Raw genomic sequence first — 26,212 nt, 5'->3', positions numbered from 1 at the left:
GGAACGATGGAACCCCTGCTGCTGATCGTCGTCGTCATCGCCCTGGTGGGCGCTGTCGTGATGGTCTCCCAGAAGAACACCGGCAAGCGCGAGGCCGCCGCCGTCGACGACGCGAAAGCCGATGCGCGGCAAGCGATCGAGCGGCTCGGCGGGCAGGTGTTCAATCTGGTCGGCAGCGATACCGCGTCCAAGCAGGCCCTGGCCGACGCCTCCGAGCGCTACACCGCGGCGGGCTCGCAGATCGATCAGGCGCGCACCTCGGCCCAGGCGCGACTGGCCAAGCAGACCGCCCTCGAAGGCCTCTACTACATCCGCGCCGCGCGCCTCGCCATGGGCATGGACCCCGGCCCGGACGTGCCCACCATCGACGGGCAGAAGTCGGCCGGTGAGGTCACCGAGGAACGCACCGTCGACTTCGAGGGCCGACAGGTCACCGCGGCGCCCGCCCCGAGCGAGAAGACGCCGAACTACTACCCCGGTGGCCGGGTCGCCGGCCGCCCCGTGCCGGCCGGCTGGTACTCCGAACCGTGGTGGAAGCCCGCCCTCGTGGCCGGCGCCTGGGGCGTCGGGTCGATGTTCCTGTTCTCCGCGATGTTCTCGGGCATGGCCGGCGTGGGGTACGACGCGCAGGCGTTCGAGGACGGATACGGCGACGGATACCAGGACGGCATGAACGACGGGGGCGACGGCGGCGGCGCTGACGGAGGTTACGACGGCGGAGACGGCGGCGCGGGTTACGACGGCGGTGACGTCGGTGGCTACGACGGCGGCGGCATGGACCTCGGCGGGGGCTTCGACTTCTAGTCCGCCTGGCAGGTCGGGCACCAGAAGAGGTTGCGGCCCTTCATGTCCTGCGTACGGATCGGCGTTCCGCAGATCCGGCAGGGCAGCCCGGTCCGCTTGTAGACGTAACTGCGCGGCCTTCCGGGACCCCGGGAGGCCGCGCTGTCGTGTTCGGGGCGCAGGGTGACGATGCGCCCGCGCCGCACCCCGAGCTTCATGAGGTCGACCAGGTCCACCCACATCTCCGACCACCGCTCCACATCGAGCTTCCTGCCCGGCAGAAACGGGTCGACGCCGTGTCGGAAGAGCAGTTCGGCGCGGTAGACGTTGCCGATGCCCGCGACCACGTCCTGTTCCATCAGCAACGCACCGATCGCCACCGACGACTTGTGGATGCGGTGGAACGCCTTGTCCGGGTCGGACTCTCGGCGCAGCGGGTCCGGACCGAGCCGCGCCACGAGCGCGTCGACGTCGGACTCGTCGAAGATCTCGCAGCGCGTCGGCCCACGCAGATCGGTGCCCTTGTCCCGGCCGACCAGCCGCATCCGCACCTGGCCGACCGGATCCTTCATGGGCACGGGTTGATCGGTGAACTTGCCGTAGAGGCCGAGGTGCACGTGCACGATCGCCCCGTTGTCGTATCGGTGCAGCAGATGCTTGCCCCACGCATCGGCGCGCAGCAGCACATGCCCGGTGACCCACTCCGCGCCCTCGACGAACCGCCCCTGCGGACTGGACACCTCGAGTTCCTGACCGGCGAAGGACTTCTGGTGCGCGCGGGCCAGACGATGCAGGGTGTGACCCTCGGGCATGAGCGGTCCTGTCCGGTGGGAAGGGTGTGGGGCCTTACTGTTCGGAGCCGGCGGGCGCTCCGGGCACTGCCGGCGCGTCGCCCGTGCGCTCGTACTCGGCGAGGATGTCGATGCGACGCTGGTGCCGCTCCTCCCCGGACCACGGCGTCTCGAGGAACGCGTCCACGATCGCGAGGGCCTCGGGCAGGGTGTGCATCCGGCCGCCGATGCCGATCAGCTGCGCCTTGTTGTGCTGGCGGGCCAGCTGCGCCGTCTCCACGCTCCACGCCAGGGCGCAGCGCGCGCCGGGCACCTTGTTGGCAGCGATCTGCTCACCGTTGCCGGATCCGCCGAGCACCAGGCCGAGGCTGTCCGGATCGGCCACCGTGCGGCGCGCGGCCTCGATGCAGAACGCCGGGTAGTCGTCGACGGCGTCGTAGGTGAACGCACCGCAGTCCACGGGCTCGTGCCCGGACTCGCGGAGGTGGTCGATGATCTGATTCTTGAACTCGAAGCCGGCGTGATCGGCACCCAGGTAAACGCGCATGGCTAGAGTTTGACAGGTGCGCGGCACCGGCTCGGCCTCCGCTCCCCCGGTCGCCGGTGTGGACGGCGCCGCCGGCCGCTGGGTGGTGGCCGTTCTCGCCGACGGCGCTCTGCGCCTGCACCTCGCGGACACCCCGGCCGACGTGCTTCGGACGACCGCCGACTGCGCCGTGGTCGGCGTCGACATGCCGCTCGTGGTGCCGGTCGACGAAACGCGAGACTCGGAGGTCGCGCTGCGGGCCTTTCTCGGCCCGGCCCGCTCCTCGTTGTTCCCCACCCCCGTGGCCGACGCGGTCCGGGCCTCGTCGTACGAGGAGGCGTGTGCGGCGTCGCGCGCCCGGACCGGTAAGGCGATCAGCAAGCAGGCCTGGTTCCTGTGCCGGCACATCCTGGACTGGTCGGCGGCGCTGGGAAAGTCACCGGACCGGAACCGGGTGATCGAGGTCCATCCCGAATCGTCGTTCCGCGCTCTCGCACCCGAGGTGGCGTTCGGATCCAAGAAGCGGGCTCGGGGTCTCGCGCAGCGTCTGACGGCACTGGACGCCGTCGTCGACCCGGCCGCCGTGCTGGAGGCCACGGCCGTACTGGACGACGGCCCCGCGCTCGACGACGTCCTGGACGCGGTGGCCGCCGCGTGGTCGGCCCGGCGTTGGCGCGACGGAGAGGCTCTGACGTTCGGCCGGTCGCCCGCCGACCGCATCGTGGTGTGAGACGTGCGGCGGGGGCCGACGCCGTGGCGCCGACCCCCGCTGCAACAGAGATCGAGAGTGTCTGTCGCTCAGTCGAACTGCGGATCCTCGTGCCGAGTTCGCTTGAGCTCGAAGAAGTGCGGGTACGACGCGAAGATCACCGAGGCGTCCCACAACTTGCCGGCTTCCTCGCCGCGCGGAATGCGCGAGAGGACGGGTCCGAAGAACGCGACGCCGTTGACGTGAATGGTGGGCGTGCCGACGTCGTCACCCACTTTGTCCATTCCGGCGTGGTGGCTCTTGCGCAGCGCGTCGTCGTAATCCGTGCTGGTGGCCGCGGACGCGAGTTCGGCGGGCAGATCCAGTGCGGCGAGCGAGGACTCGACGACGCTCGCGAAGTCCTTGTTGCCCTCGTTGTGGATTCGCGTGCCCATCTCGGTGTAGAGGGGTTCGAGGATCTCGTCCCCCTTCTCCTGCGCGGCCGCGATGGCCACGCGTACCGGACCCCACGCCTTCGTCATCAACTCGCGGTACTCGTCGGGCAGGTCGCGGCCCTCGTTCAGCACCGCGAGGCTCATGACGTGGAAGTTGGTCTCGATGTCGCGGACCTTCGCGACCTCGAGGATCCACCGCGAGGTGATCCAGCACCACGGGCAGAGGGGGTCGAACCAGAAATCCGCCACGTCCTTGGTCTCGCTCACATCTGTCCTTCCGTCGTGGTAACTGTGCGCTCGCACCCGCGCTGTGCGCGGTGCGCCCACACCTGTTTGTACCCCCATCTCCCGGACGAGACATGATGGGAAGTGTCGAGCCCGTGCGGAGAGCACGAGCTCCGTTCACCTCCGCGCATCATCCGCCCACGAGAAGGAAGGGTGCACGTGGTTGCTCCCAATCTGACCAGGGACCAGGCCGAGACCCGTTCGGGCCTGATCGCCGTGTCGCACTACGCCATCGGCCTCGATCTCACCGACTCGGCCGGTGGGCCGGGCGAGAAGACCTTCCGGTCGAGCACCACCGTGTCGTTCACCGCCACGCCCGGTTCGTCGACGTTCGTCGACATCGTCGCGGCCGACGTCCACAGCGCGACCCTCAACGGCACCGACCTCGACGTCTCGGACTACGACGAGTCCACCGGCATCGCACTGCCGGACCTTGCCGAGACCAACGAGCTCACCGTCGTCGCCGACTGCGTCTACTCCCACACCGGGGAAGGACTGCACCGCTTCGTCGACCCCGCGGACGGATCGGTCTATCTCTACAGCCAGTTCGAGACCGCCGACGCCAAGCGCATGTTCGCCTGCTTCGACCAGCCGGACCTCAAGGCGACGTTCGCGCTGACGGTCACCGCGCCGTCGGGCTGGGCCGTGATCTCCAACGCGGCCGCCGGGGACACCGAGACCGGTGACGAGATCGCCGGGGTGCGCCACGTCTTCGAGACGACGCCGGTGATGAGCACCTACCTCGTCGCGCTGATCGCCGGGCCCTACGCCAAGTGGACCGACAGCTACAGCGACGACCACGGCACCATTCCGCTGGGCATCTACTGCCGCGCGTCGCTCGCCGACCACATGGACGCCGAGCGGCTCTTCACCGAGACCAAGCAGGGTTTCCGCTTCTATCACGACAACTTCGGCACGCCGTATGCCTTCGGCAAGTACGACCAGCTGTTCGTGCCGGAGTTCAACGCGGGCGCGATGGAGAACGCGGGCGCCGTCACGTTCCTCGAGGACTACGTCTTCCGGTCCAAGGTGACGCGCTACTCCTACGAGCGCCGCGCGGAGACGGTGCTCCACGAGATGGCGCACATGTGGTTCGGTGATCTCGTCACCATGCGCTGGTGGGACGATCTGTGGCTCAACGAGTCCTTCGCGACGTTCGCCTCGGTGCTCTGCCAGGCCGAGGCCACCGAGTACACCAACGCGTGGACGACCTTCGCCAACGTCGAGAAGTCGTGGGCCTACCGCCAGGATCAGCTGCCCTCGACGCACCCCATCGCGGCCGACATCCCCGACCTCGCCGCCGTGGAGGTGAACTTCGACGGCATCACGTACGCCAAGGGCGCCAGCGTGCTCAAGCAGCTCGTCGCCTACGTCGGACTCGAGGACTTTCTCGCCGGCCTGCGCAGTTACTTCCGCGACCACGCCTACGGCAACGCGACCTTCGACGATCTGCTGTCGGCCCTCGAGACGGCGTCGGGACGGGACCTGTCGGATTGGGGCGCGCAGTGGCTCCGCACCACGGGACTGAACACGCTGACCCCGGACTTCACCGTCGGTGACGACGGCACCTACACGGCGTTCGCCGTCGTGCAGGGGCCGGCGGAACCCGGTGCGGGCGAGCGTCGTGTCCACCGCATCGCGGTCGGGGTGTACGACGACGACGCGACCGGCAAGCTGGTCCGCACCCACCGCGTCGAACTCGACCTCGACGCGGCCGAGCGCACCGACGTGGCCGAGCTGGTGGGCGTCCCCGCGGGGCGCTTCGTCCTGGTCAACGACGACGATCTCACCTACTGCTCGCTGCGCCTCGACCCGGCGTCGCTCGAGACCCTGACGTCGCGGATCGGCGACATCGCCGAGTCGCTCCCCCGCACCCTGGCGTGGTCGGCGGCGTGGGAGATGACCCGTCAGGCCGAGACCAAGGCCCGCGATTTCGTCGCGTTGGTCGAGCGCGGGGTCGACGCCGAGACGGAGGTGGGTGTGGTGCAGCGGCTGCTGCTGCAGGCGCAGACCGCCCTCGGCTCCTACGCCGATCCGGAGTGGGCCGAGAGCACCGGCTGGCCGGGCTTCGCGGACCGGGTGCTGGAACTGGCCCGGGCCGCCGAGCCGGGTTCCGACCACCAGCTCGCCCACGTCGGCGCCCTGACGTCGTCGGTGCTCGCCGACCGGCATCTTGACGTGCTGCGGGCGCTGCTCGACGGCGACACGACGGGGCAGGGCCTGACGGGCCTGACCGTGGACACCGATCTGCGGTGGCGCATCGTCACTGCGCTCGCTCGCAGTGGTGCCGTGGACACCGGCGACGAGACGCCGACCATCGACGCCGAGGCGGAGCGCGACAACACCGCAGCGGGAGCACGGCACGCCGCGGCCGCGCGCGCCGCTCGGCCGCAGGCCGCCGTGAAGGAGCGGGCGTGGACCTCGGTCATCGAGGACGACAGTCTGCCCAACATCACCGCGCGGGCCATCATCGGCGCGTTCCCCGGCGTCGGCCAGGGCGAGCTGCTCGCGCCGTTCGTCCAGCGCTACTTCGACGTCGTCGCCGACGTGTGGGCACGCCGCTCCAGCGAGGTCGCGCAGACGGTCGTGGTCGGCCTCTACCCGTCGTGGGCGATCTCCGAGGACGCCGTCGCCGCCGCGGACGCGTTCCTGGAGGGCGATCATCCCCCGGCGCTCGCGCGGCTGGTCGTCGAGGGCCGGGCGGGCGTGGTCCGCTCTCTGCGCGCCCGCGCCGCGGACCGGGCCTGACACGCCGAGAGCCCGTCACCGATCGGTGACGGGCTCTCGGATGTTCGGGGTGAGCGTCAGGCGGACGGGCTCGCGATCGCCGCGCTCATGACGCGGACGGCCGCGACGAGGCCGTCGATCAGATCGCCGTCGCGGAACGGGCTCAGCGCGGCGGTGACGCCGAGCTGCGCGATCCGATCGTCGACCCGGTGCGCGATGCCGCGACCGGACCGGACCTCGATCACCCGCTGGTTGGGCGAGACCGCGATGAGCACGGAGTACTCGGACTCCGGCGCCGCGGCGAGCGCCTGCTCGGCACCCACGGCGGGGTCCGCACCGAGGTCACCGACGACGATGCTGAACCGGATGCCCGTGCGCCTGGTCGCCTCGATCAACGTCTCGTCGAGCTGGATCAGCTCGTCGGCCGCGAAGGGCGAGAGGTCGGGGTTGGGCGTGCCCACCTGGTGCACGCCGGAGACGCGTCCGCTGGCCGTGACGACGTGGCCGACGGGCAGGTCCTCCTCGTTCACCACACGATGCGCGAGTTCACCACTTGCCACTTGCCCGGCCTCCGATCAGTGCCTGCGAGCCCGCGGTGAGCTCGGCGTGTCCCGAGTGCGCAGCACCCGCTTGATGTGTGTACGGCGTGACCTCGTCCGTCGCCGTCCACAGCACCGGCGCGTGCGTCCAGGTCTGCCCCAACCGGTAGGGAGCCGGACGCGGTGCCGGTGCGCGAGACGTGATCTTCGCGAAGACGAACAACGCGAGGAAGATCACGAGCGGGATCAGTCCGAAGATCACCGTGGTTTCGAGGATGCTCACGCCGCTCAGCCTAGTGGACGGGCCCGGGGGCGTCCGCTCAGGCAGCACCTTCGCCGAGGTAGGGAAGCCACGTCGGGTCGAGCTCCTTGATGCCGGCCAGCAGCCGCCAGTGCGGTCCCGTCGGCGGTGTGAGGGCAGCCCGCAGGGTCCATCCCAGCTCGGACAGCAATTTGTCCGCTTTGCGGTGATTGCACGGACCGCAACAGGCGACGCAGTTCTCCCACGAGTGGCCGCCGCCGCGGCTGCGCGGCACGACGTGGTCGATGGTTTCCGCCTTGCCTCCGCAGTAGGCGCACCGGAAGCGATCACGGTGCATGAGCGCCGACCGCGTCATGGGGATGCGGGCCCGATACGGCACGCGCACGTAGGTGCGGAGGCGGATCACGGACGGAACCTGCAGAGCCAGGTCGACGGAGCGGACCACCGGCCCCTGGTCGTCGTCGTGCACGACGGTGGCCTTCTCGCACACGAGGAGAACGACGGCGCGACGCATGGGCAGGGCGGTGAGCGGTTCGTAGGTCGCGTTGAGCAGGAGCACGCGACGGGAGAGCCAGGCCGGGACGGAGTCGTCACCGGCGGGCAGCGCGTCCCGGTGGAGCGGGTCGGCGGTCACCGAGCGCAGGGCTCGATGGCCGGAACTGGTGTGGGCCCCCGACGACGGCGCGGACGGCGCGGAACGCGCGTCGGTGGGCGACAGTTGTCGATGCTCGGCGAGGGCTGCGGGCCGGTTCTTCGTCATGCCACCTCCAGTACGCACCACACGCGCTGTCGACCCCGCCGGGGGCGGGTCTGGTGCGCGTCGGTCGGCATCGCGCCGCCGGAGTGCGGCCGACGCCGACACACGTGACGTCGACAACAGTGCATCACGGATCGACGCAGGACGCACGGCGTTTCGGGGGTCGGTGAACCGTCCGGCGGGTGAATTCTCGGGACCCCGGACCGGATTCACGGGGCCGGGGCCGGGAGGCCGATCCGTAGACTCTTCGCCGTGTTCTCGACTCTTGCGCTGTCCGAGACCGGCCGCGACTGGCTGGTCGACCGTCCGCTCCAGATCGTGGGCTATCTCGCGTTGGCGCTGGTGCTCCGATTCGTGCTGCACCGGGCCATCGACCGGGTGACGCTGCGGCGCCCCGGCGACGGGCGCAAACCCGCCCTGCTCAAGCCGCTCCGTGAACGTACGTCGACGAAGTTGCAGGCCGACATCGTCCACGAACGCCGGTCGCAGCGCGCCCGCACCATCGGGTCCGTCCTGAAGTCGGGCGTGTCCGTGACCATCCTGGTCTGGTTCGTGCTGTCGGCTCTGTCCATCGTCGGGGTCAACGTCGCCCCGTTCATCGCCTCGGCCGGCATCGTGGGCGTGGCGCTGGGCTTCGGTGCGCAGAACCTGGTGCGGGACTTCCTGTCCGGCATCTTCATGCTGCTCGAGGATCAGTACGGGGTGGGTGACATCGTCGACCTCGGCGAGGCGACGGGCACCGTCGAAACGGTGGGTCTGCGCGTCACCACCGTGCGGGACATCTCCGGCACCCTCTGGTACGTCCGCAACGGCGAAGTTCTCCGCGTGGGCAACATGAGCCAGGGCCACGCCGTGGCCGTGCTCGACCTCCCCGTGGCCCATACCGCGAACATCGACACCGCGTGCGAGGTGGCGGAGCGGACCGCGACCGAGGCGATCGCGCACGGCGACTTCGACGACGACATTCTCGAATCTCCGCAGATGCTGGGCGTCGACGCGGTGACATCCGACACCGTGACCCTGCGCCTGACCGTCAAGGTCCGGCCCGGGCGCCAGTGGGCGGTGCAGCGCCGTCTGAACCGACGGATACTGGAGGCGTTCGACGAGGCCGGTATCGCCGCGCCGTACCCCAACGGTCGCCCGTTCGGCACCGCCACCAGCTCCGCGACCACGTGAGGACTCCCCCGATGACAGCAGGCGGCGACACCCCGGCGAAACAGCCCGCGAAGCCCGCGCAGACGTTCTACGACGCCGTCGGTGGCGCGGAGACCTTCCGTGTCCTGACGGCCCGGTTCTACGAGGAGGTCGAGCGCGACGAGATCCTGCGGCGCCTCTACCCGGAGGAGGACCTGGGGCCGGCGGAGCGGCGTATGCGGATGTTCCTCGAGCAGTACTGGGGTGGCCCGCGCACGTACTCGGACGAGCGCGGCCACCCGCGGCTGCGGATGCGGCACAACCCGTTCGTCATCGGCCCGTTCGAGCGCGACGCGTGGCTCCGTGCCATGCACACGGCGCTGGCGTCGATCGACTCGGACACGATGGACGACGAGCACCGACAGCAGTTCGTCGACTACATCGAGATGGCCGCACAGTCGATGATGAACTCCCCGATCTGAGCCGCCCCTGCCGGGCCGGTCAGCCCGTGAAGCCGCCCGACCGTGCGCCCCCGCCCCGCAGCTTGCGGGCGACGCGCATGGCGAACCAGATCGGACGCGGGATGTGCGGACGCAGGATGGCGTGCTTGCGCACGTAGTGCGGCACGTGCCAGCGGGCCCAGGTGTCGGCGTGGAAGAGCGCCGCGTCGCCCGCGCGGAGGGTGCGCGGCGGCTGCCCGGCGGACGTGACGATCACTTCGCCCTCGATGACGTGGATGGTCTCGTCCTGCTCGAAGTACCAGTCGAACGTGCCGGCCGTGCCGTCCCACACCCAGGTCGACGTGGTGGTGTCGGGGCTGCAGGACCACTGCCCGCTGCGGGCGACGGGATTGCCCGCGACGATCCACGAGGGATCGATGGGGGCGGCGGTGAGCTCGACGTCGTCGAGGCGAACGGCCTCGAAAACGGGAGTGGTCATGTGCATTCCTTTACCGTGGCTTGACGATCGCCCTGAAAATACCCTACGAAACCGACTCGTGGTTGCTTTACCGTCGACGGGCGGTTGCACCGGCCCGAGGGAAGTCCACGCCACGACGGTGTCCGTCCCCGGCACTGGCACTATGACTGCTGTGAACACGCGCGCCAGCAGAGCCATCGCCGCCCGTCGCGGCGGTGCCGGGGCACCCTGGTGGTCCGACGCGGTCTTCTACCAGATCTATCCCCGCTCCTTCGCGGACGCGAACGGAGACGGTGTCGGCGACCTCGCCGGAGTTCGCGACAAGTTGGGCTATCTCGAACTGCTCGGCATCGACGCTCTGTGGCTGAGCCCGGTGATGCGGTCCCCGATGGTCGACCACGGGTACGACGTGTCCGACCCCCGTGACATCGACCCGCTGTTCGGCACGCTCGACGACATGGACGGCCTCATCACCGACGCGCACGCGCGCGGCATCAAGGTGACGATGGACCTGGTGCCGAACCACACCAGCGACGAGCACCCGTGGTTCCGGGCCGCTCTGGAGGCCGGACCCGGTAGCCCCGAGCGCGATCGGTACATCTTCCGTGACGGGCGTGGGGACGGATCCGAGCCGCCGAACAACTGGCCCAGCATCTTCGGCGGTCCGGCGTGGCACCGCGTCACCGAGGCCGACGGCACACCCGGTCAGTGGTACCTGCACATCTTCGCGCCGGAGCAGCCGGACCTGAACTGGCACAACGACGAGGTTCGCGCCGACCTCGAGGCCACGCTGCGATTCTGGCTCGACCGCGGGGTCGACGGATTCCGTATCGACGTCGCGCACGGTATGGCCAAGCCGGCCGAGCTGTCGGACATGGACCTCACCACCAACGAACTGATGCGCAACGCGGACGGCGACCCGCGGTTCGACCAGGACGGCGTCCACGAGATCCACCGCGCCATCCGCCGGGTCGTCGACGAGTACGACGCCATGACGGTCGGCGAGGTCTGGGTGCGCGACAACGAGCGCTTCGCCCGCTACCTTCGACCCGACGAGCTCACGCTCGGGTTCAACTTCCGACTCGCCGAGGCAGCGTTCGACGCCGACGAGGTCAAGGACGCCGTCGACAACTCCCTCGCCGCGGTGGCGCTCGCCGAGACCGAGGGCACGCCCGGTGTGCCGACCTGGACCCTGTCGAACCACGACATCGACCGGGAGGTCACCCGGTACGGCGGCGGCGAACTCGGCACCCGCCGGGCCCGCGCGATGGCCCTGGTCACGCTCGGACTGCCCGGGGTGGTGTTCCTCTACAACGGCGCCGAGCTCGGCCTGCCCAGCGCCGACGTTCCGGACGACGCCCGACAGGACCCGGCGTGGTTCCGGTCGGGCGGCACGGAGAAGGGTCGCGACGGCTGCCGGGTGCCCCTCCCCTGGGAGGGCGACGAGCCGCCGTTCGGCTTCGGCACCGGCGAGCCGTGGTTGCCGATCCCCGCGGAGTGGGCCTCCCTGACCGTCGAGACGCAGCTCGAGGACACCGACTCGATGCTGAACTTCCATCGGACGGCTCTGGAGCTGCGGGCGACGCGGCCGGAGTTCGCCCACCCCGGACTCGATTGGTACGGCAGCCCGCCGGGATGCCTGGCCTTCCGGCGGCGCGGCGGACTGGTCTGCGCCCTCAACACCACCTCCGAGCCCGTCCCGCTGCCGCCGGGGTCGGTGCTGCTGTCCTCGACCCCCGTCGTCGACGGGATGTTGGCGGGCGATTCCGCCGCTTGGCTGGTCTGACGTCCGTCCGCGCTGCGCGGGTTCCGGTCAAGCGCTCAGGTTGCAACCGGTGAGGGTGACCGGAACCTGCGCGGGAACGAACCGTCAGCGCCCCCGGGTCACCATGAGCGGGATCGACGCACCCCGAGCGCGGACGACGGAGCCGTAGCGCGCGTCGAGGCGCACCCACGAGCGGTGCAGCCGCACCCGCACGCGGTCGTCGGAGTCCTCCCCGGGCACGAACTTCATCGCGTTGAGCGCGAATACCAGCCGCATGGGGATGTCCACGGACTCGTCGGCGGACCGGGCCGTCAGCACCGTCTGATCGAGCAATGAGGTCGGTGGGCCGTGCTCCCCGCCGTGCTCGCGGGCCAGGGCGACGCCGCGCTCCGCGAGATCGACCAGAACGGGCCCGGGGATGTCCTCGACGTGGACGAAGCCGTCGGCACGCTCGCCGGGAACCGGTCCGCGCCAGGCGGAATCCATCGCGAACCCCGGATCGAACGGTGCCGATCCCGCGCCGGCGAGCAGCGCGCGCAATCCGTCGGCGGCGACGGTCACGTCCGCTGGTTGCAGGGAGCCGCGCACCGCGCGGGTGGCCAGGACGTCGAACCCGGTCTCGCACCAGGCGACGACGTGATCGGGCGCGCGTCGCCGCAGACGGACCACGGCGGCCGCGTCGAGCCGCGTGACGTGCCCGAGGAAGGTGGACAGGTCGCTCCGGTCGGACGGGGCCGGGAGGGTGAGCGACCGTTCGGCGAGGGCGCCGGTCACGGGCGGCCGGTCGTGTCCGCACGCACCCAGCGCTGGAGGTACTCCCGCTCGGCGGGCGCGAGTCGGCGCAGTCGCTGGGTCGCGATGTCGAACACGGCGATCTGCGTGGAGGCGACGATGGACGGCGGGGTGGACACGGCCGCGCCGTGCGGTCGCACCTCGTACCCGACGGTGAAATCCACCGCCCGGAGTTGCTGGGTCCACATGACCACGTCGAGCGGAGAGTCGTCGTGACGCAGCTGACCGCGGTAGCGCACGCGCAGGTCGGTGATCACGGCGCTGTTGCGGAGGGTCGCGGTGGGGACGCCGTCCGCCATCAACCACGGAATGCGCGCCTCCTCGAGCAGCGTCACCATGCGGGCGTGGTTGATGTGCTGGTAGGCGTCCATGTCGGACCACCGCACCTCGACGGGGCAGTGGAATCCGACGGGCTCGTCCTCTTCGCGATCGGTCACCCCGACAACCTAGCGGGTGCCGGCGCCCGTGCTCGCGGCCCGAACCATGCTCCGGATCTGCCGCGCCGCCACCGACAGGGTGGCGAGGTCCACGGTTCCCGACTCGCCGATCTCCGTCAGGGCGGCTCGCGCCCGTCCCAGCCGGGAGGCGTTGGTGGACTCCCAGTCCGCGATCATCTCCTGCGGGGTCTCCCCCGGGGCGCCGCCGTCGACGACGTCGAGTGTGAGCGCCCGCAGCGACGAGTAGAGATCGTCCCGCAGCGCCAGCCGAGCGAGGGAATGCCACCGGTCGCCGCGTTCGAGCGTGGACACGGCGCCGAGCAGCCAGTCGATGCCCAGGTGCTCGCTGAGGGCGTAGTAGACCTTGGCGATCTCCACCTCGTCCGCGCCGCCGATGTCGGCGACCTCGACGACATCGAGGAGGCAGAAGACGTCGAGAAGCCGAAACACCCTGTGCGCCAGGTCCGTCGGCGCACCGAGCTCGATCGCCGCGGTGGATCGTGCGAGACCCGCGTCCGCGAGCCGACCGGCCGTCCATTCCGACAGGTGCGGCGCCATCGACCGGACCTTGCGGGCGAAGCGGGTGATCTCGGCGCCGACGGCGATCGGTTGCGGCCGGTTGGTCAGCAACCACCGCGAGCCCCGATCGAGCAGCCGCCGGCTCTCGAGCACCAGGGCGTCCGAGGCGGCGGTGGGCATGTCCGTGCGTGCGATCTCGTCCCACAGGTCGTGCAGGCCGAAGATCTCGGTGGTCGCGGCGAAGGCCCGCGCCGCGTCGGTGCTGCCGACACCGGAATCCTCGGCGAGCCGGTAGGCGTAGGTCAGCCCGGCGTGATCGACGGTGTCGTTGACGATGCGCGTGGCCACCAGTTCCCGTCGTAGCGGGTGCGACCGGACCGCGCCGGCGAAGCGCTCGCGTAGCGGCTGCGGGAAGTAGTCGACCAGGAGCGGAGCGAACACGTCGCTGTCCGGCAATTCGGTCGCCAGCAGGTCTTCCTTCACGGCCAGCTTGACGTGCGCGAGCAGGGTCGACAGCTCGGGTGAGGTGAGTCCGATCCCGTGCTGGAGGCGTCGGTCGATCTCCGCCGGGGACGGAAGGGCGTCGAGTTCCCGGTCGACGCGGCCGTCGCGCTCGAGGTCCGCGATCTGGCGTGCGTGCACGCCGAGCAGGTCGGGCGCGTGGGAGCGGGAGACGCCGAGCACCTCGTTCTGCGCCACGTTGTCGGCGAGCACCAGGGCGCCCACCTCGTCCGTCATGGACGCCAGGAGGTCGGTGCGCTCGTCGGGGTCCAGATCGCCGGCGGTGACCGCCGAGTCCAGCAGGATCTTGATGTTGACCTCGTGGTCGGAGCAGTCGACTCCGGCGGAGTTGTCCACCGCGTCGGTGTTGATCTTGCCGCCCGCCAGGGCGTACTCGATCCGACCGAGGGCGGTGACCCCGAGGTTGCCGCCCTCGCCGACCACCTTCGCGCGCACGTCGGCCCCGTTGACGCGCACCGCATCGTTGGCCTTGTCCCCCACGTCGGCGTGGGACTCCGTGCGCGCCTTGATGTACGTGCCGATACCGCCGTTCCAGAAGAGGTCGACCGGGGCGCGCAGGATCGCGCGCATGAGGTCCGGCGGCGACAGCGCCGTCACGTCGTCCTTCAGGCCGAGCGCCGCTCGAATCTCCGGACCGATCGGCACCGACTTCACCGTGCGGTCGAACACGCCTCCGCCGGCGCTGATGAGGTCGGAGTCGTAGTCCCGCCACGACGAGCGCGGGAGCTCGAACAGTCGTCGCCGCTCCGCGAACGACGCCGCGGGGTCGGGATCGGGGTCGAGAAAAACGTGGCGGTGGTCGAACGCCGCGACGATCCGGAGACGGTCGCTGAGCAGCATGCCGTTGCCGAAGACGTCGCCGCTCATGTCGCCGATGCCGATGACGGTGATCGGGTCCCGCTGGGTGTCGACGCCGAGTTCGCGGAAGTGCCGCTTGACGCTTTCCCACGCGCCCTTGGCCGTGATGCCCATGGCCTTGTGGTCGTAGCCCACCGACCCGCCGGACGCGAAGGCGTCGCCGAGCCAGAAGCCGTGCTCGGCGGACACCTCGTTGGCGAGGTCCGAGAACGTGGCCGTGCCCTTGTCGGCGGCTACCACCAGGTAGGTGTCGTCGTCGTCCCGACGGACGACGCGCGTCGGCGGCACCGTCGCGCGGGTCTCGGGATCGAGATTGTCGGTGACGTCGAGCAGGCCCGCGATGAACATGCGGTAGCACGCCCGGCCCTCGGTCTGCGTCGCCTGCCGGTCCGCGGCCGTGTCGCCGGTGGCGACCGGCGGCCGCTTGACGACGAAGCCACCCTTGGCGCCGACGGGCACGATCACGGCGTTCTTGACGGCCTGCGCCTTCACCAGACCCAGGACCTCGGTGCGGAAGTCGTCACGGCGGTCGGACCACCGGAGACCGCCGCGGGCGACCGCACCGAAGCGCAGGTGCACGCCCTCCACCCGCGGTGAGTACACGAAGATCTCGAACCGCGGACGCGGTTGGGGCAACACGTCGACGGCCCGCGGATCGAACTTGAGCGACAGGAACGGCCGCGCCGCCCCGTCGGCTCCCCGCACGAAGTGGTTGGTCCGCAGCGTCGCGCGGATCAGACCGAGCAGAGATCGCAGCACTCGGTCGGCCTCGAGGCCGACCACCTCGTCGATGAGCTGCGTCAGCGTGTCGGCGAGCTCGGTCGCGCGCTCCTCGGACCGCGTCCCGGCCTCGTCGACCGCATCCGGGTCGAACTGCGCGTCGAACAGATCCGCGAGCAGACGCGCGGCGCGTGGGTCCGCCAGCAGCACGCCCTCGACGGTGTATTGACTGTAGGGAAAGCCGGCCTGCCGCAGGTACTTCGCGTACGCACGGAGCACGACGGCGCGACGCCAGTCCAGTCCCGCCCGCAGGACGAGCTCGTTGAAGCGGTCGGCCTCGGCCCGGCCGGACCAGACGGCGTGGAAGGCGTCGGTGAACCGGGCACCGAGCTCGGCGGGGTCGACGTCACCGAGCACCTCGGGCTCGGCAGCGAGACCGAAATCGTAGATCCAGCAGCGCACCCCGTCGGGTCGGACCACGGCGTAGGGACGTTCGTCCACCACCTCGACGCCGAGGCTCTGGAGAACCGGAAGCACTTGCGAGAGTGACACTTCCGCCCCGGAGACATACAGCGAGAAGCGCCAGCGGCCGCGCTCGGAGTTCTCCGGGCGGTACAGGCACATGTCGATCGCGTCGCCGGTCAGCTCGCTCACGCGGGCGATGTCGCTGAGCGCGCGGGCCACGCCGAAGTCCTGCTTGTACGCCTCGGACAGGGCGGCGGCGTAGCGCGCGGCCATGTCGGGCGACACCCGTGACGTCGTCGCCGCCGCCGTGCGCACCGCGTCGTCCCAGCTGCGCGTGGCCTCGGCGATGAGACCGCGGATGCGCTCGGCGTTGGCCTCGGAGACGTCGACGGCGTCCGCGGACTGACCGGTGAAGCGCACCGTGAAATGCACCAGGGCGAGTGGGCTGTCCGTCACCCGCGCCTCGTACTCGATGCCCGTTCCGCCCAACTCCTGCACCAGGATTCGCTGCGTCTCGAGCCGAACACGGGTGGTGTAGCTGTCCCGCGGGAGGTACACGAGCGCCGAGACGAAGCGCCCGTAGCCGTCGCGGCGCAGGAACACCAGCACGTCACGGCGCAGCCCGCTGCGCTCCACCGCGGTGGCCACCCGGTACAGGGACCGCGCATCGGCGGAGAAGAGCTCCACCCGCGGCACCGCCTGGATGGACTCGAGCATGACCTGGCCCGACCAGGAGGTCAGGGTGTGACCGGCACGCTCGATGACCGAGCGCACCCGATCCCCCACCACCGGGATGTCGAGCGCGTTGCCGTAGAGCGCGCTGATGGTGAAGAGCCCGACGAATCGATGCTCTCCCACCGTGTTTCCTTCGTCGTCGAGGTCGTGGACACCGACGAAGTAGGGGTGCACCGTCCGATGCACCGACGTCGAACCCGACGCCTGCGTCAGCACCAGCAGGTCCTCGCGGGCCACCACCCGGTCGGTCGGCAGATCGAAGTCCCCGACGTGCGCGGACCCGTCGGCGTCACCGGAACCGTCGGCGCGCAGGATGCCGAGCGCGGTGCCCTCGATCGGAGTCAGGCCACCGTCCCCGGTGGCGGACGCATCGGTGACGGAGTAACGGCAGCTGCCCAGGAGTCGGAAGTTGCCCTCGGAGAGCCACCGCAGCAGTCGCGCCGCTCCCACCCGTGCCTCGGGACCGACGGCCCCGTCCTGGCGCTCCCGGTCGAGTCCCGCCGCCAGGTCGAGCAGCCGGTCGCGCATGTCCGCGCTGTCGTCGGCGACGCGGCGCACGTCCCGGAGCACGGCGATCAGGGCGTCCTCGAGCGCGTCGAACGTGTCCGACGACGCCGCGGGGTGGAGCACGACGTGGATCCACGACTCCAGCACCTCGCCGCCCCTCTCCGTGCGGGCGGCCTCGTCGGCGGGCGTCGCCGACCCGAGGACGCCGCGCAGCCGACCGTCGTCGTCCCGGTCGACGCGCAGGATGGGGTGGACGACGTCCATCACGGCGATCCCGACGCCGCTGAGCCAGGCGGTCACCGACTCGACGAGCATCGGCATGTCGTCGGTGACGATCTGGAGGGCCATCCCGACGCGACTGTCGGTGCCGCGGCGCAACGCCAGAACCGGGGTGCCGGGTCGACGCGAAGACGCGAGCTCGGTGTGGAGTCGCACGATCTCCGCGGGATCGACGTCGCTGGTTCGGCCGAGTTCGCCCGGGTCGACGTCACCGAAGTAGGCGGCCTGCACCTGCTCCGTCGTGAGGGCGTCCGATTCCGCCATCTGCGCTCCACCTTCCGACCCGGGTCGCGCCACCGCGACGAGGGTGGGCGGTCTCGTTCGACCCTAACGGTGTCGGCCGGTGGGCAGGGGCGTGGGTGGGCGGCGATTCGGGGGCAATCCGGTTACCGGCCAGTACATTCGGCGGCGGTATGCGGCGCACGAAGTGCACTGCGCGTGACGGCCCCGCGAACGGCGACGGCGCCGACGGAGCGAACTCCGTCGGCGCCGGCCGGTCGTGCAGGGTGCGTCAGTCGCGCGTGAGCTTGCGGTGGGTGACGCGGTGCGGACGGGCGGCGTCGGGACCGAGCCGCTCGACCTTGTTGGCCTCGTAGCCCTCGAAGTTGCCCTCGTACCAGTACCAGGCCGCCTCGTTGTCGCCGAAGCCGCCTTCCCACGCGAGGATGTGGGTGCAGGTCCGGTCGAGGAACCAGCGGTCGTGCGAGATGACCACGGCGCAGCCGGGGAACTCCTGCAGCGCGTTCTCGAGCGATCCCAGCGTCTCGACGTCGAGGTCGTTGGTGGGCTCGTCGAGCAGGATCAGGTTGCCGCCCTGCTTGAGCGTCATCGCCAGGTTCAGACGGTTGCGCTCACCACCGGAGAGCACTCCGGACGGCTTCTGCTGATCGTGGCCCTTGAACCCGAACGAGCTGATGTACGCGCGGGACGGGAACTCCTGGGTGCCGACGGTGATGAAGTCCAACCCGTCGGACACCGTTTCCCACACCGTCTTGGACGGGTCGATGCCGGCGCGGTTCTGGTCGACGTAGCTGAGCTTGACCGTCTGGCCGATCTTGACCTCGCCGCTGTCCGGCTGCTCGAGACCGACGATGGTCTTGAACAGCGTCGACTTACCGACACCGTTGGGGCCGATGACACCGACGATGCCGTTGCGCGGCAACGTGAACGACAGGTCCTTGATGAGGATGCGGCCGTCGAAGCCCTTGTCCAGGTGCGAGACCTCGACCACCACGTCGCCGAGGCGCGGCGGGTTGGGGATCTGGATCTCGTCGAAGTCGAGCTTGCGCGTCTTCTCCGCCTCCGCGGCCATCTCGTCGTACCGATCGAGGCGGGCCTTGTTCTTGGCCTGACGGGCCTTGGCGCCGGAGCGGACCCAGGCCAGCTCGTCCTTGAGCCGCTTCTGCAGCTTCTGGTCCTTCTTGCCCTGGACCTCGAGACGCTCGGCCTTCTTCTCGAGGTAGGTCGAGTAGTTGCCCTCGTACGGGTACAGGCGACCGCGGTCGACCTCGCAGATCCACTGTGCGACGTGGTCGAGGAAGTACCGGTCGTGGGTGACGGCCAGGATGGCGCCCTGGTAGGCGGCGAGGTGCTGCTCGAGCCACAGCACCGATTCGGCGTCCAGGTGGTTGGTGGGCTCGTCGAGCAGCAGCAGATCGGGCTTGCTCAGCAGCAGCCGGCAGAGCGCGACGCGCCGCTTCTCACCACCGGACAGGTGCACCACGCTCTCGTCCGGCGGCGGGCAACGCAGGGCGTCCATGGCCTGCTCGAGCTGCGAGTCGATCTCCCACGCATCGGCGTGGTCGAGCTTCTCCTGCAGCTCGCCCATCTCCTCCATCAGCTCGTCCGAGTAGTCGGTGGCCATGAGTTCGGCGATCTCGTTGTACCGCTTGAGCTGCACCATGGTGTCGCCCAGGCCGTCCTCGACGTTCTCGCGGACCGTCTTGGTCTCGTCGAGCTCCGGCTCCTGCATGAGGATGCCGACGGACGCGCCCTGCGCGAGGAACGCCTCGCCGTTGCCGGGCTGGTCGATGCCCGCCATGATCTTGAGGATCGAGGACTTGCCGGCGCCGTTGGGGCCGACCACGCCGATCTTCGCTCCCGGGTAGAAGCTCATGGTCACGTCGTCGAGAATGACCTTGTCGCCGTGCGCCTTGCGCACCTTCTTCATGGTGTAGATGAATTCCGCCACGGGTTCCTCTCGAAGTGGTCAGATGCGATCGGAGTCTACCGGGACGCCCCTCGCCACCCCAATCGCCGGAGCGAGGTGCCGATCGCCGACCCGGGGGCCGCGCGACCGGCACCCGGGTCCTACCCGACCGGCGTCGGAACGGCGTCCCGATGCACGTCGGCCTCGTCCTCGGTGAGGTCCGGGGGGCCGTCCACGTCGGCGGGTTCGCCCGCGTCGGACTCGGCCGGGACGGTGTCGCGCCGCGGCCGCTGCAGGGTGGCCTGGCAGCGCGAGAGGTCCGGCCCGACGGCCGTCGCGGTGATCTCGAGACCGGACCGGCCCACCCCCTCCTTGGTGGTGTACTCGCTGGTGCGGGCGCGTCCGTAGACGATCACCGGGTCGCCCTTCATCAGCGAGGCCCCCACGCCCGAGACCAGTCGTCGCCAGCAGGACACCGACGCGTAGAGCGTGTCTCCGTCGATCCAGTCCCCCGTCGCCCGGTCCTGCCGGCGCGAGTTGCTGGCCACCCGGAAGCCGAGCACCTCGTCCCCGGCCTGCGTGGTGCGCTTGATCGGATCGGTGATGACGGTGCCCACCACCGTCGTCCAGACGTCGTTCATCTCTCCCCCTCCCGTCCGGCGGTTCTGCCGGTACCTCGCCGAGGATGCCGTCGGGCCGCGACGACCGGGGTGCGCCGGACCGTGCCCCGGGGACGGTGATCCACAGGGCACGAGGAGGGGGTTGACAGGGTCGTTCCTAGCCGACCGGGACGGCCTCCGGTTCGAAGTCCGGGGCGGCGAGCAGGGCGGCGTAGGCGCCGTCGGCCGCCACCAGCTCGTCGTGCGTGCCCTGCTCCAGAATCCGGCCGTGGTCGAGCACCACGATGAGGTCCGCGTGCCGCACGGTGGAGAGCCGGTGGGCGACGACGATCCGGGTGCGGCCCCGGCCGAGCTCGTCCATCGCCGTCGCGACCGCCCGCTCGGTGGCGGTGTCGAGAGCGCTGGTGGCCTCGTCGAGCACGAGGATCGGTGGGTCCCGCAACACCGTGCGGGCGATCGCCAGCCGCTGTTTCTCCCCGCCGGAGAAGCGGTATCCGCGTTCACCGACCAGGGTGTCGTAGCCGTCCGGCAGGGCGAGCACGAACTCGTGGATCTGCGCGATGCGGGCGGCGTTCTCGATCTCCTCGTCGGTGGCCGAGGGCTTCGCGAAACGCAGGTTCTCCCGGATGGTGTCGTGGAACAGGTAGGTCTCCTGCGACACCACGCCCACCAGGTCGGCGACGGTCGCGAGCGGGAGCGACCGCAGGTCCACACCGTCGATCTCGACGCTGCCGGACTCCGGATCGTGCAGACGGGCGGTGAGATAACCCAGGGTGGTCTTGCCGGCACCCGTGGCACCGACCACCGCGAGCGTGCTCCCGGCCGGGACGGCCAGGTCGATGCCTTCGAGGGTCGGTGTACTCGACCCCGGATAGCGGAAGCTCACGTCACGGAACCGCACGTCGCCACGAGCCCGGCGGGGGTCCATCGCGATCGGCGCGGCCGGCTCGTCGATGTCGACCGGCAGGTCCAGGTACTCGAAGACACGGCCGAACAGGGCGAGCGAACTCTGCACCTCCACCCCGGTGTTCAGCAGCGACATAGTCGGTCTGAACAGCTGGGTCTGCAGGGTGGTGAACGCGACGAGCGTGCCGACGGTGATCGTGTTGCCGTGCCCGATGGTCACCCCGGCGAACCAGTAGACCAACGCGGGCATGGCCGCGAAGCTGATCGAAATGGTCGCCATCCGCCACTTGCCGGCCATGGTCGAGCGCAGCTCGACATCGGCGACCTCGGCGGAGCGAGACGAGAACCGTTCCGTGAGAACCGATCCCGAGCCGGTGGTCTTGCCCAACAGCACGCCGCTGACCGACAGCGACTCCTCGACCTGGACCGACAGTTCCGAGAGCAGACGCTGACGGACGGTGGAGATACGACGACGCTCCTCCCCGACTCGGCGGGCGATGCGCACGAACACCGGGAGGATGAGCAGGGAGAACAGCGCCAGCCGCCAGTCGAGCAGGAACAGGGCGACGACGGTGGCGAGTACCGTGGTCGCGTTCTGCGCGATGGACGTGGCGGTGTTGGTGACGACGGACTGCATGCCGCCGATGTCGTTGGCGATGCGGGACTGCACCTCGCCGGTCCGGGTCCGTGCGAAGAAGCCGAGCGACTGCCGCTGCAGATGCGAGTACACCTGCACCCGCAGGCGGTGCATGAGGGCCTGGCCGATGCCGTTGGACATCCACGTCTGGGCGACGCCGAGACAGTTGGTGACCACGGCGACGGCGATCATGCCCGCGGCGAGCAGAGTGACCAGCGTGGTGTTGCCGTCGGGAATGGCGTGGTCGAGCATCTCGCGCAGCAGCAACGGCGACGCCAGGGCGACGACGGCGCTCGCGGTGATGACGGCGGCGACGGCGAGGACGCGGGTGCGGTAGGGACGGAAGAGGGAGACCACCCGGCGGAGCGGGGCGGGATCGGCGCGGAGCGCCGGGGTGGGAGAAACACCGGCGGGATCGGCGCGGAGCGCCGGGGTGGGGGTGGGAGTGGGAGTGGGATGCATGGAACCTCCCGGGTTTCGGTCGGCCTCGTGGGTCGCAGGCCGAATAACGATGAGGTTACCTCACTATGAGGCTGACCGCTACAACGTAGGATGTGGTCCGTGCATTCCTCCGACCGCGATCTCGGCGACCTCACGATCACCGTCGCGCGCGCGCTGCGACGGCGTCATCTGGCCGCTCTCGAACCGTTCGGACTCCCGCCCTCGCACGGGCGAGCCCTGAAGGTGCTGGCGCGCAGCAACGGCCCCGTGCGGCCCGGGTATCTCGCCGATCGCCTGCGCATCGCGCCCCGCTCGGTCACCGACGTGGTCGACGCCCTGGTCGAGGCCGGGCTCGTCCGGCGTCGACCCGACGACACCGACCGCCGTGCCGTCCTGGTCGACCTCACCGACGACGGGCGTGCCCTCGCCGCGGACGTCGCCCGCGCACAGCGACGCGCGTCGGCCGGGTTGTTCGACGTGCTCGACGAGGGCGACCAGCGCGCACTCGAGGCGCTGCTCGGCCGCCTCGTCACGGCCGTCGATCCGTCGTGAGGTTAGGTCGGTCCCGAACCGGGAACAGGCCTGTCTCATGAGGGGACGGGTGATCGCTGCTGCGGTCGTGCGGAACGATTCCGTCGTTCCCCAACTGGTCCGCTTCGCGGCCGTCGGCGCCGTGAGCAACGTCCTCTACGTCGCGGTGTTCGTCCTGATGCAGCCCGAGGGTCGCGTGATCGCGAACGTCGCCGGCGCCGCGGCGTCCACCGTTCTCGCCAACGAGCTGCACCGCCGCCTGACGTTCCACGCCGGTGAGCGGGTCCACTGGTTCACCGCGCAGTGGGAAGCCGGCGGGCTCGCCCTCGTGGGTCTCATGGTGTCCACGGCGGCCGTCACGGCGCTCGAGGTTGCCGCCCCGAACACGAGCGCGCTCGCATCCGCCCTGCTGGTGGTCACGGTGACCGCCGTGGTCGGCGGACTCCGCTTCCTCGCGTTGCGGGGGTGGGTCTTCTAGCGGCCGTCGCGGTCGCGTCGGGCCAGCTCGGCGAACATCGCGTTGTGGGCGGCGAGTTCGGCGTCGTCGTCGCGGTCCGCGGCGCGGTCGGTCCGCACTGCTTCCTTCCGGTCGCTCGCGGACCACTGCACCAGCAGCGCGATCATGACCAGCAGCAGCGGGATCTCGCCCGTCGCCCAGGCGATGCCGCCGCCGAGACGCTGATCGGCCAGCAGGTCCTGGTTCCACGGCAGGCCCAGTCCGCGGAAGAACTGCTCCCCCATCACCGATTCGGTGCTCATCAGCGCGACACCGAAGAAGGCGTGGAACGGCAGCGACCCGAACACCATGGCCAGCTTGGTCACCGGAGACAGTCGACGCGGCGCCGGATCGACCCCGATGACCACCCAGTAGAAGAGGTAGCCGCTGAGCAGGAAGTGCAGGTTCATCAGCAGGTGCGCGCCGTGGGAGTCGACCGCCGAGTCGTAGATCCCGCCGAGGTACAGCGCGTAGAACCCGCCCACGAAGATCACGGCGGCCACCACGGGCTGGGTGAGGAAGCGCGACACGGGACTGTGGAGCGCGGCGAGGATCCACTCGCGCGGTCCGGGCACACCGTTCTTCCCGGCGGCCGGCAGTACTCGCAGCGCCAGCGTGACCGCACCACCGAGCGCGAGCAGCACCGGCGTGAGCATCGAGAGCACCATGTGTGCGCCCATGTGCACGGAGAACATGGCCATCGAGTACCGGCCGATGCCCGACGACGTGGCGACCAGCAGGCTCAGACACCCCAGGACCCACGCGACGGTGCGGCCGATGGGCCAGGTGTCGCCGCGTCGGGTCAGGCGACGCACACCGACGAGATAGACCGCGGCGAGCACGATCGCGGCGGTGCCGAAGATCAGGTCGAAGCGCCAGTCGGTGACGAAGGTGGCGAACGACGGCGGCCGGGTCAGGTCGTAGCCGAGTTCGACCTCGGTGAGGGTCAGCTCGCGACCGTCACCGGCGGGCGGCGGGGTGCGCGAGAGTCCCACGGCCAGTCCGACAGTGGCCGCGAACACCAGCATCTCGGCGCCGGCGAAGCGGGCGAGCGCGGAGCGTGACGACGGGTCCGCGGCGAGGTCGGGCAGTGACCGCCGGCGGTGGACGTAGCCGAACGTTCCGAGCGCGATCAGCGCCACCACCTTCGCCAGTACCAGGCGGCCGTACGTGGTGTCGATCAGGTCGGACGGGGTGATGCGGACGAAGGCGTTGACCACGCCGCTCACCCCCATGACGACGAACGCGATCAGCGCGACGGCCGAGAACCGGCGGGCTGCGACGTCGGTGTGCGCGCCGCGACGACGGGCGTGCGCCAGCAGTGCGAAGAGTCCGCCGGCCCACAACGAGGCCGCGACGAGGTGGAGGATCAGGCTGTTGGTGGCGACGTCGTGCGACCCGCCGGACGACGAGTGTCCGGTGAGCGCCAACGGCATGAGCGAGGCGAGACCGACCAGCAGGAGCACGGGAGTCCAGCCCCAGCGGAGCACGCTGCGCGCGGCGACGGTGAGGATCAGCGCGATGATGGCCGTCCACTGCCAGGCCCGTGCCAGTTCCACCTGCGCGAGGCCGGACCACAGATTCGCCGGCTCGAGCGCCTGCCCGAGCGGCTGACCGGAGGTGTCCGAGAGGGTCAGCGGTACCAGGACGATCGCGCACGCGGCCCATACGGCAGCGGCGACGGAGGCGGTGCGCACCGCGCGATAGCCGTCGACGTCGAGGACGCCGGACGCCTGCGGCGGGACCAGGAAAGCTGCGAGCAGCAGCGACCCGATCGCGATCACGGCGGCGATCTCCCCGAGCGCCCGCACCGCCGGCAGTCCGTAGGTGGTGACGGGCCCCGGATCGGGAATGCCGAGCAGCACCAGGGCCTGCGACGCGGACAGCGCGACGATCAGCGCCGCGACGACCGCCGCGACCAGGCCGGCTCCCGCGGCGACGCCCGACGACCCCGCGCCCCGCTCGGGCGTCGTCACGGGTCGGACCTCGGTGGTTGCCATGCTTCCAGGGTAGAAGCCGTTCGCCGCCCAATCACCGACAGGTTGTAGTAGATGCGCCACACCCGACGGGACCGGTGTGGCGCCGAGGGTCGCTTGGCTACACTCTCCGTGCGCCTCCGTAGCTCAGGGGATAGAGCAAGGGCCTTCTAATCCCTTGGTCGCAGGTTCGAATCCTGCCGGGGGCACTCCGCGTCCCGGCGCCCGGCCTTCCCGCTGATCGCTCCTGCGTTCACGGACGGTGCACCGTCAGCACACGTCGACACCGTCAGCGGGAAGCCCGCCGCACCCCCGTCGCCGCTACTGCCCGGCCCGATACGCCACGCCGGCCGCCAGAACCACCACCGCCAGAGCGATCGCCGGCGCGGTGAACCCCAGCAGCCGGTACGCCGCCGCTCCCGCCACGGCCCCGAGAGTCAGTGCCGTCCAGAGTCCCAATGGCTGCAGCCAGGTCGCGGTCCCGCGCCCGAGAACCCGATCGGCCACGCGCAACCCGGCGGTGACGAGCATGCCGGTCATGTAGGTGACGGCGACGGCCCCACCGCGACGGGCGAACGCGGCGTTCAGCGCGCCCATGCCCGCAGTGAGGACCAGGGCCGACGGCAGGGTGGCGTGCACCAGCAGGTGCACCACCCCGGCGAGGGCCAGCAGAACCGCGACCGTCGCCAATACCGCCGACCGCCGACGACGGTCCGCGACCGCCCCGACCACTCCCCCGACGATCACGCCGACCACGAACGTCGCCACGATCGACAGGCCGACCGCCACCGCCCCGAGGTCGCCGCCCACGAGCATCACCGCGCTGCGGGTCGAGTTGCCGGTGATGAAGGACAGGAAGAAGCCGCCGAGCGCGACGAACCCCACGCCGTCGACGAAGCCGGCCACCGCGGCGAGGCCCGCCACCGTTCGGAACTCGCGCACGTCGTCGATCACGCGGGACATTCCACCACCCCGAGCCGGGTAGCGTCGCT

23 protein-coding genes and 1 tRNA gene are annotated in these 26,212 nt (G+C 70.4%); 9 read left to right on the top strand and 15 right to left on the bottom strand.

The window, feature by feature from the left end; all coding sequences use genetic code 11:
- The first annotated feature begins 6 nt into the window (after positions 1 to 6).
- Positions 7 to 804, top strand: a complete 798-nt coding sequence (locus A3Q40_RS04780; protein WP_068100079.1) for a hypothetical protein — start codon at positions 7 to 9, stop codon at positions 802 to 804.
- Here A3Q40_RS04780 and A3Q40_RS04775 read toward each other — a convergent pair.
- Together A3Q40_RS04775 and A3Q40_RS04770 are read right to left on the bottom strand one after the other, a co-directional pair.
- Positions 801 to 1,595, bottom strand: coding sequence for an Fpg/Nei family DNA glycosylase (locus A3Q40_RS04775; RefSeq protein ID WP_068100077.1), 795 nt, complete (start codon positions 1,593 to 1,595; stop codon positions 801 to 803). The genes A3Q40_RS04780 and A3Q40_RS04775 overlap by 4 nt on opposite strands.
- Before the next feature lie 34 nt (positions 1,596 to 1,629).
- Positions 1,630 to 2,121: a ribose-5-phosphate isomerase gene (locus A3Q40_RS04770; RefSeq protein ID WP_068100075.1), complete on the bottom strand. Its 492-nt coding sequence runs from the start codon at positions 2,119 to 2,121 to the stop codon at positions 1,630 to 1,632.
- A 16-nt stretch (positions 2,122 to 2,137) separates the two neighbouring features.
- On the opposite strand from A3Q40_RS04770, the gene A3Q40_RS04765 reads away from it, so the two are divergent.
- On the top strand, positions 2,138 to 2,830 hold the full coding sequence (locus A3Q40_RS04765) for a DUF429 domain-containing protein (protein ID WP_157889510.1): 693 nt from the start codon (positions 2,138 to 2,140) through the stop codon (positions 2,828 to 2,830).
- A gap of 68 nt (positions 2,831 to 2,898) precedes the next feature.
- On the opposite strand, the gene A3Q40_RS04760 is transcribed toward A3Q40_RS04765, so the two are convergent.
- Positions 2,899 to 3,510: a mycothiol-dependent nitroreductase Rv2466c family protein gene (locus A3Q40_RS04760; protein WP_068100073.1), complete on the bottom strand. Its 612-nt coding sequence runs from the start codon at positions 3,508 to 3,510 to the stop codon at positions 2,899 to 2,901.
- 177 nt (positions 3,511 to 3,687) lie between these two features.
- Between A3Q40_RS04760 and pepN the strand changes: the two genes are divergently transcribed.
- Positions 3,688 to 6,276 carry an aminopeptidase N gene (gene pepN, locus A3Q40_RS04755; RefSeq protein ID WP_068105289.1) on the top strand — a complete coding sequence of 863 codons (2,589 nt, stop codon included), beginning with the start codon at positions 3,688 to 3,690 and terminating at the stop codon, positions 6,274 to 6,276.
- 56 nt (positions 6,277 to 6,332) lie between these two features.
- Here the strand turns inward: pepN and A3Q40_RS04750 are convergent, their stop codons facing one another.
- Genes A3Q40_RS04750 through A3Q40_RS04740 form a run of 3 tightly spaced genes read right to left on the bottom strand, consistent with a single transcriptional unit; the run spans position 6,333 to position 7,816 of the window.
- Entirely contained in the window at positions 6,333 to 6,815 is a 483-nt protein-coding gene (locus tag A3Q40_RS04750) for a DUF5130 family protein (RefSeq protein ID WP_068100071.1), read from the bottom strand.
- Positions 6,802 to 7,077 carry an aa3-type cytochrome oxidase subunit CtaJ gene (ctaJ, locus tag A3Q40_RS04745; RefSeq protein ID WP_068100069.1) on the bottom strand — a complete coding sequence of 92 codons (276 nt, stop codon included), beginning with the start codon at positions 7,075 to 7,077 and terminating at the stop codon, positions 6,802 to 6,804. The genes A3Q40_RS04750 and ctaJ overlap by 14 nt, the downstream gene beginning before the upstream one ends.
- A gap of 37 nt (positions 7,078 to 7,114) precedes the next feature.
- Entirely contained in the window at positions 7,115 to 7,816 is a 702-nt protein-coding gene (locus tag A3Q40_RS04740; protein WP_082833759.1) for an HNH endonuclease, read from the bottom strand.
- Between the two features lie 249 nt (positions 7,817 to 8,065).
- On the opposite strand from A3Q40_RS04740, the gene A3Q40_RS04735 reads away from it, so the two are divergent.
- Together A3Q40_RS04735 and A3Q40_RS04730 are read left to right on the top strand one after the other, a co-directional pair.
- Positions 8,066 to 8,989, top strand: a complete 924-nt coding sequence (locus A3Q40_RS04735) for a mechanosensitive ion channel family protein (RefSeq protein WP_068100067.1) — start codon at positions 8,066 to 8,068, stop codon at positions 8,987 to 8,989.
- An 11-nt stretch (positions 8,990 to 9,000) separates the two neighbouring features.
- Positions 9,001 to 9,429, top strand: a complete 429-nt coding sequence (locus A3Q40_RS04730) for a globin (protein WP_068100065.1) — start codon at positions 9,001 to 9,003, stop codon at positions 9,427 to 9,429.
- A 19-nt stretch (positions 9,430 to 9,448) separates the two neighbouring features.
- Here A3Q40_RS04730 and A3Q40_RS04725 read toward each other — a convergent pair whose 3' ends face one another.
- A complete protein-coding gene (locus A3Q40_RS04725) occupies positions 9,449 to 9,886 on the bottom strand; it encodes a cupin domain-containing protein (protein WP_068105282.1) in 438 nt (145 codons plus the stop codon).
- Positions 9,887 to 10,028: 142 nt separating this feature from the next.
- On the opposite strand from A3Q40_RS04725, the gene A3Q40_RS04720 reads away from it, so the two are divergent.
- On the top strand, positions 10,029 to 11,651 hold the full coding sequence (locus A3Q40_RS04720) for a glycoside hydrolase family 13 protein (RefSeq protein WP_082833757.1): 1,623 nt from the start codon (positions 10,029 to 10,031) through the stop codon (positions 11,649 to 11,651).
- Positions 11,652 to 11,735: 84 nt separating this feature from the next.
- On the opposite strand, the gene A3Q40_RS04715 is transcribed toward A3Q40_RS04720, so the two are convergent.
- The 6 genes from A3Q40_RS04715 to A3Q40_RS04690 form a co-directional block, all read right to left on the bottom strand.
- Positions 11,736 to 12,404 carry a hypothetical protein gene (locus A3Q40_RS04715; RefSeq protein WP_068100062.1) on the bottom strand — a complete coding sequence of 223 codons (669 nt, stop codon included), beginning with the start codon at positions 12,402 to 12,404 and terminating at the stop codon, positions 11,736 to 11,738.
- Positions 12,401 to 12,793 carry an acyl-CoA thioesterase gene (locus tag A3Q40_RS04710; RefSeq protein WP_082834073.1) on the bottom strand — a complete coding sequence of 131 codons (393 nt, stop codon included), beginning with the start codon at positions 12,791 to 12,793 and terminating at the stop codon, positions 12,401 to 12,403. The genes A3Q40_RS04715 and A3Q40_RS04710 overlap by 4 nt, the downstream gene beginning before the upstream one ends.
- A gap of 75 nt (positions 12,794 to 12,868) precedes the next feature.
- Complete coding sequence (locus A3Q40_RS04705) at positions 12,869 to 17,728, bottom strand: NAD-glutamate dehydrogenase (RefSeq protein WP_068100058.1); 4,860 nt, start codon at positions 17,726 to 17,728, stop codon at positions 12,869 to 12,871.
- A gap of 247 nt (positions 17,729 to 17,975) precedes the next feature.
- On the bottom strand, positions 17,976 to 19,655 hold the full coding sequence (gene ettA / locus A3Q40_RS04700) for an energy-dependent translational throttle protein EttA (RefSeq protein WP_068100057.1): 1,680 nt from the start codon (positions 19,653 to 19,655) through the stop codon (positions 17,976 to 17,978).
- 119 nt (positions 19,656 to 19,774) lie between these two features.
- On the bottom strand, positions 19,775 to 20,254 hold the full coding sequence (ssb, locus tag A3Q40_RS04695; RefSeq protein WP_068100055.1) for a single-stranded DNA-binding protein: 480 nt from the start codon (positions 20,252 to 20,254) through the stop codon (positions 19,775 to 19,777).
- A 136-nt stretch (positions 20,255 to 20,390) separates the two neighbouring features.
- Positions 20,391 to 22,238 carry an ABC transporter ATP-binding protein gene (locus A3Q40_RS04690; protein ID WP_082833756.1) on the bottom strand — a complete coding sequence of 616 codons (1,848 nt, stop codon included), beginning with the start codon at positions 22,236 to 22,238 and terminating at the stop codon, positions 20,391 to 20,393.
- A gap of 99 nt (positions 22,239 to 22,337) precedes the next feature.
- On the opposite strand from A3Q40_RS04690, the gene A3Q40_RS04685 reads away from it, so the two are divergent.
- Together A3Q40_RS04685 and A3Q40_RS04680 are read left to right on the top strand one after the other, a co-directional pair.
- The gene (locus A3Q40_RS04685) at positions 22,338 to 22,769 is read left to right on the top strand and encodes a MarR family winged helix-turn-helix transcriptional regulator (protein ID WP_068105269.1); all 432 of its coding nucleotides are present in this window, start codon (positions 22,338 to 22,340) and stop codon (positions 22,767 to 22,769) included.
- Positions 22,770 to 22,818: 49 nt separating this feature from the next.
- Positions 22,819 to 23,226, top strand: coding sequence for a GtrA family protein (locus A3Q40_RS04680; RefSeq protein WP_308124844.1), 408 nt, complete (start codon positions 22,819 to 22,821; stop codon positions 23,224 to 23,226).
- Here the strand turns inward: A3Q40_RS04680 and A3Q40_RS04675 are convergent.
- Positions 23,223 to 25,244, bottom strand: a complete 2,022-nt coding sequence (locus A3Q40_RS04675; RefSeq protein WP_068100049.1) for a cytochrome c oxidase assembly protein — start codon at positions 25,242 to 25,244, stop codon at positions 23,223 to 23,225. The two genes, A3Q40_RS04680 and A3Q40_RS04675, sit on opposite strands and share 4 nt — an antisense overlap.
- Before the next feature lie 112 nt (positions 25,245 to 25,356).
- Here A3Q40_RS04675 and A3Q40_RS04670 point away from each other — a divergent pair.
- Positions 25,357 to 25,429: transfer RNA gene (locus A3Q40_RS04670), tRNA-Arg, on the top strand.
- Positions 25,430 to 25,541: 112 nt separating this feature from the next.
- Here the strand turns inward: A3Q40_RS04670 and A3Q40_RS04665 are convergent.
- Positions 25,542 to 26,183 carry a YoaK family protein gene (locus A3Q40_RS04665; protein WP_068100047.1) on the bottom strand — a complete coding sequence of 214 codons (642 nt, stop codon included), beginning with the start codon at positions 26,181 to 26,183 and terminating at the stop codon, positions 25,542 to 25,544.
- Positions 26,184 to 26,212 lie beyond the last annotated feature (29 nt).

This window comes from Rhodococcus sp. PBTS 1 (assembly GCF_001620025.1).
In the GTDB taxonomy this organism is placed as follows: Bacteria; Actinomycetota; Actinomycetes; order Mycobacteriales; family Mycobacteriaceae; genus Rhodococcoides; species Rhodococcoides kroppenstedtii.
This window is presented reverse-complemented; position numbering and strand designations above follow the sequence as displayed.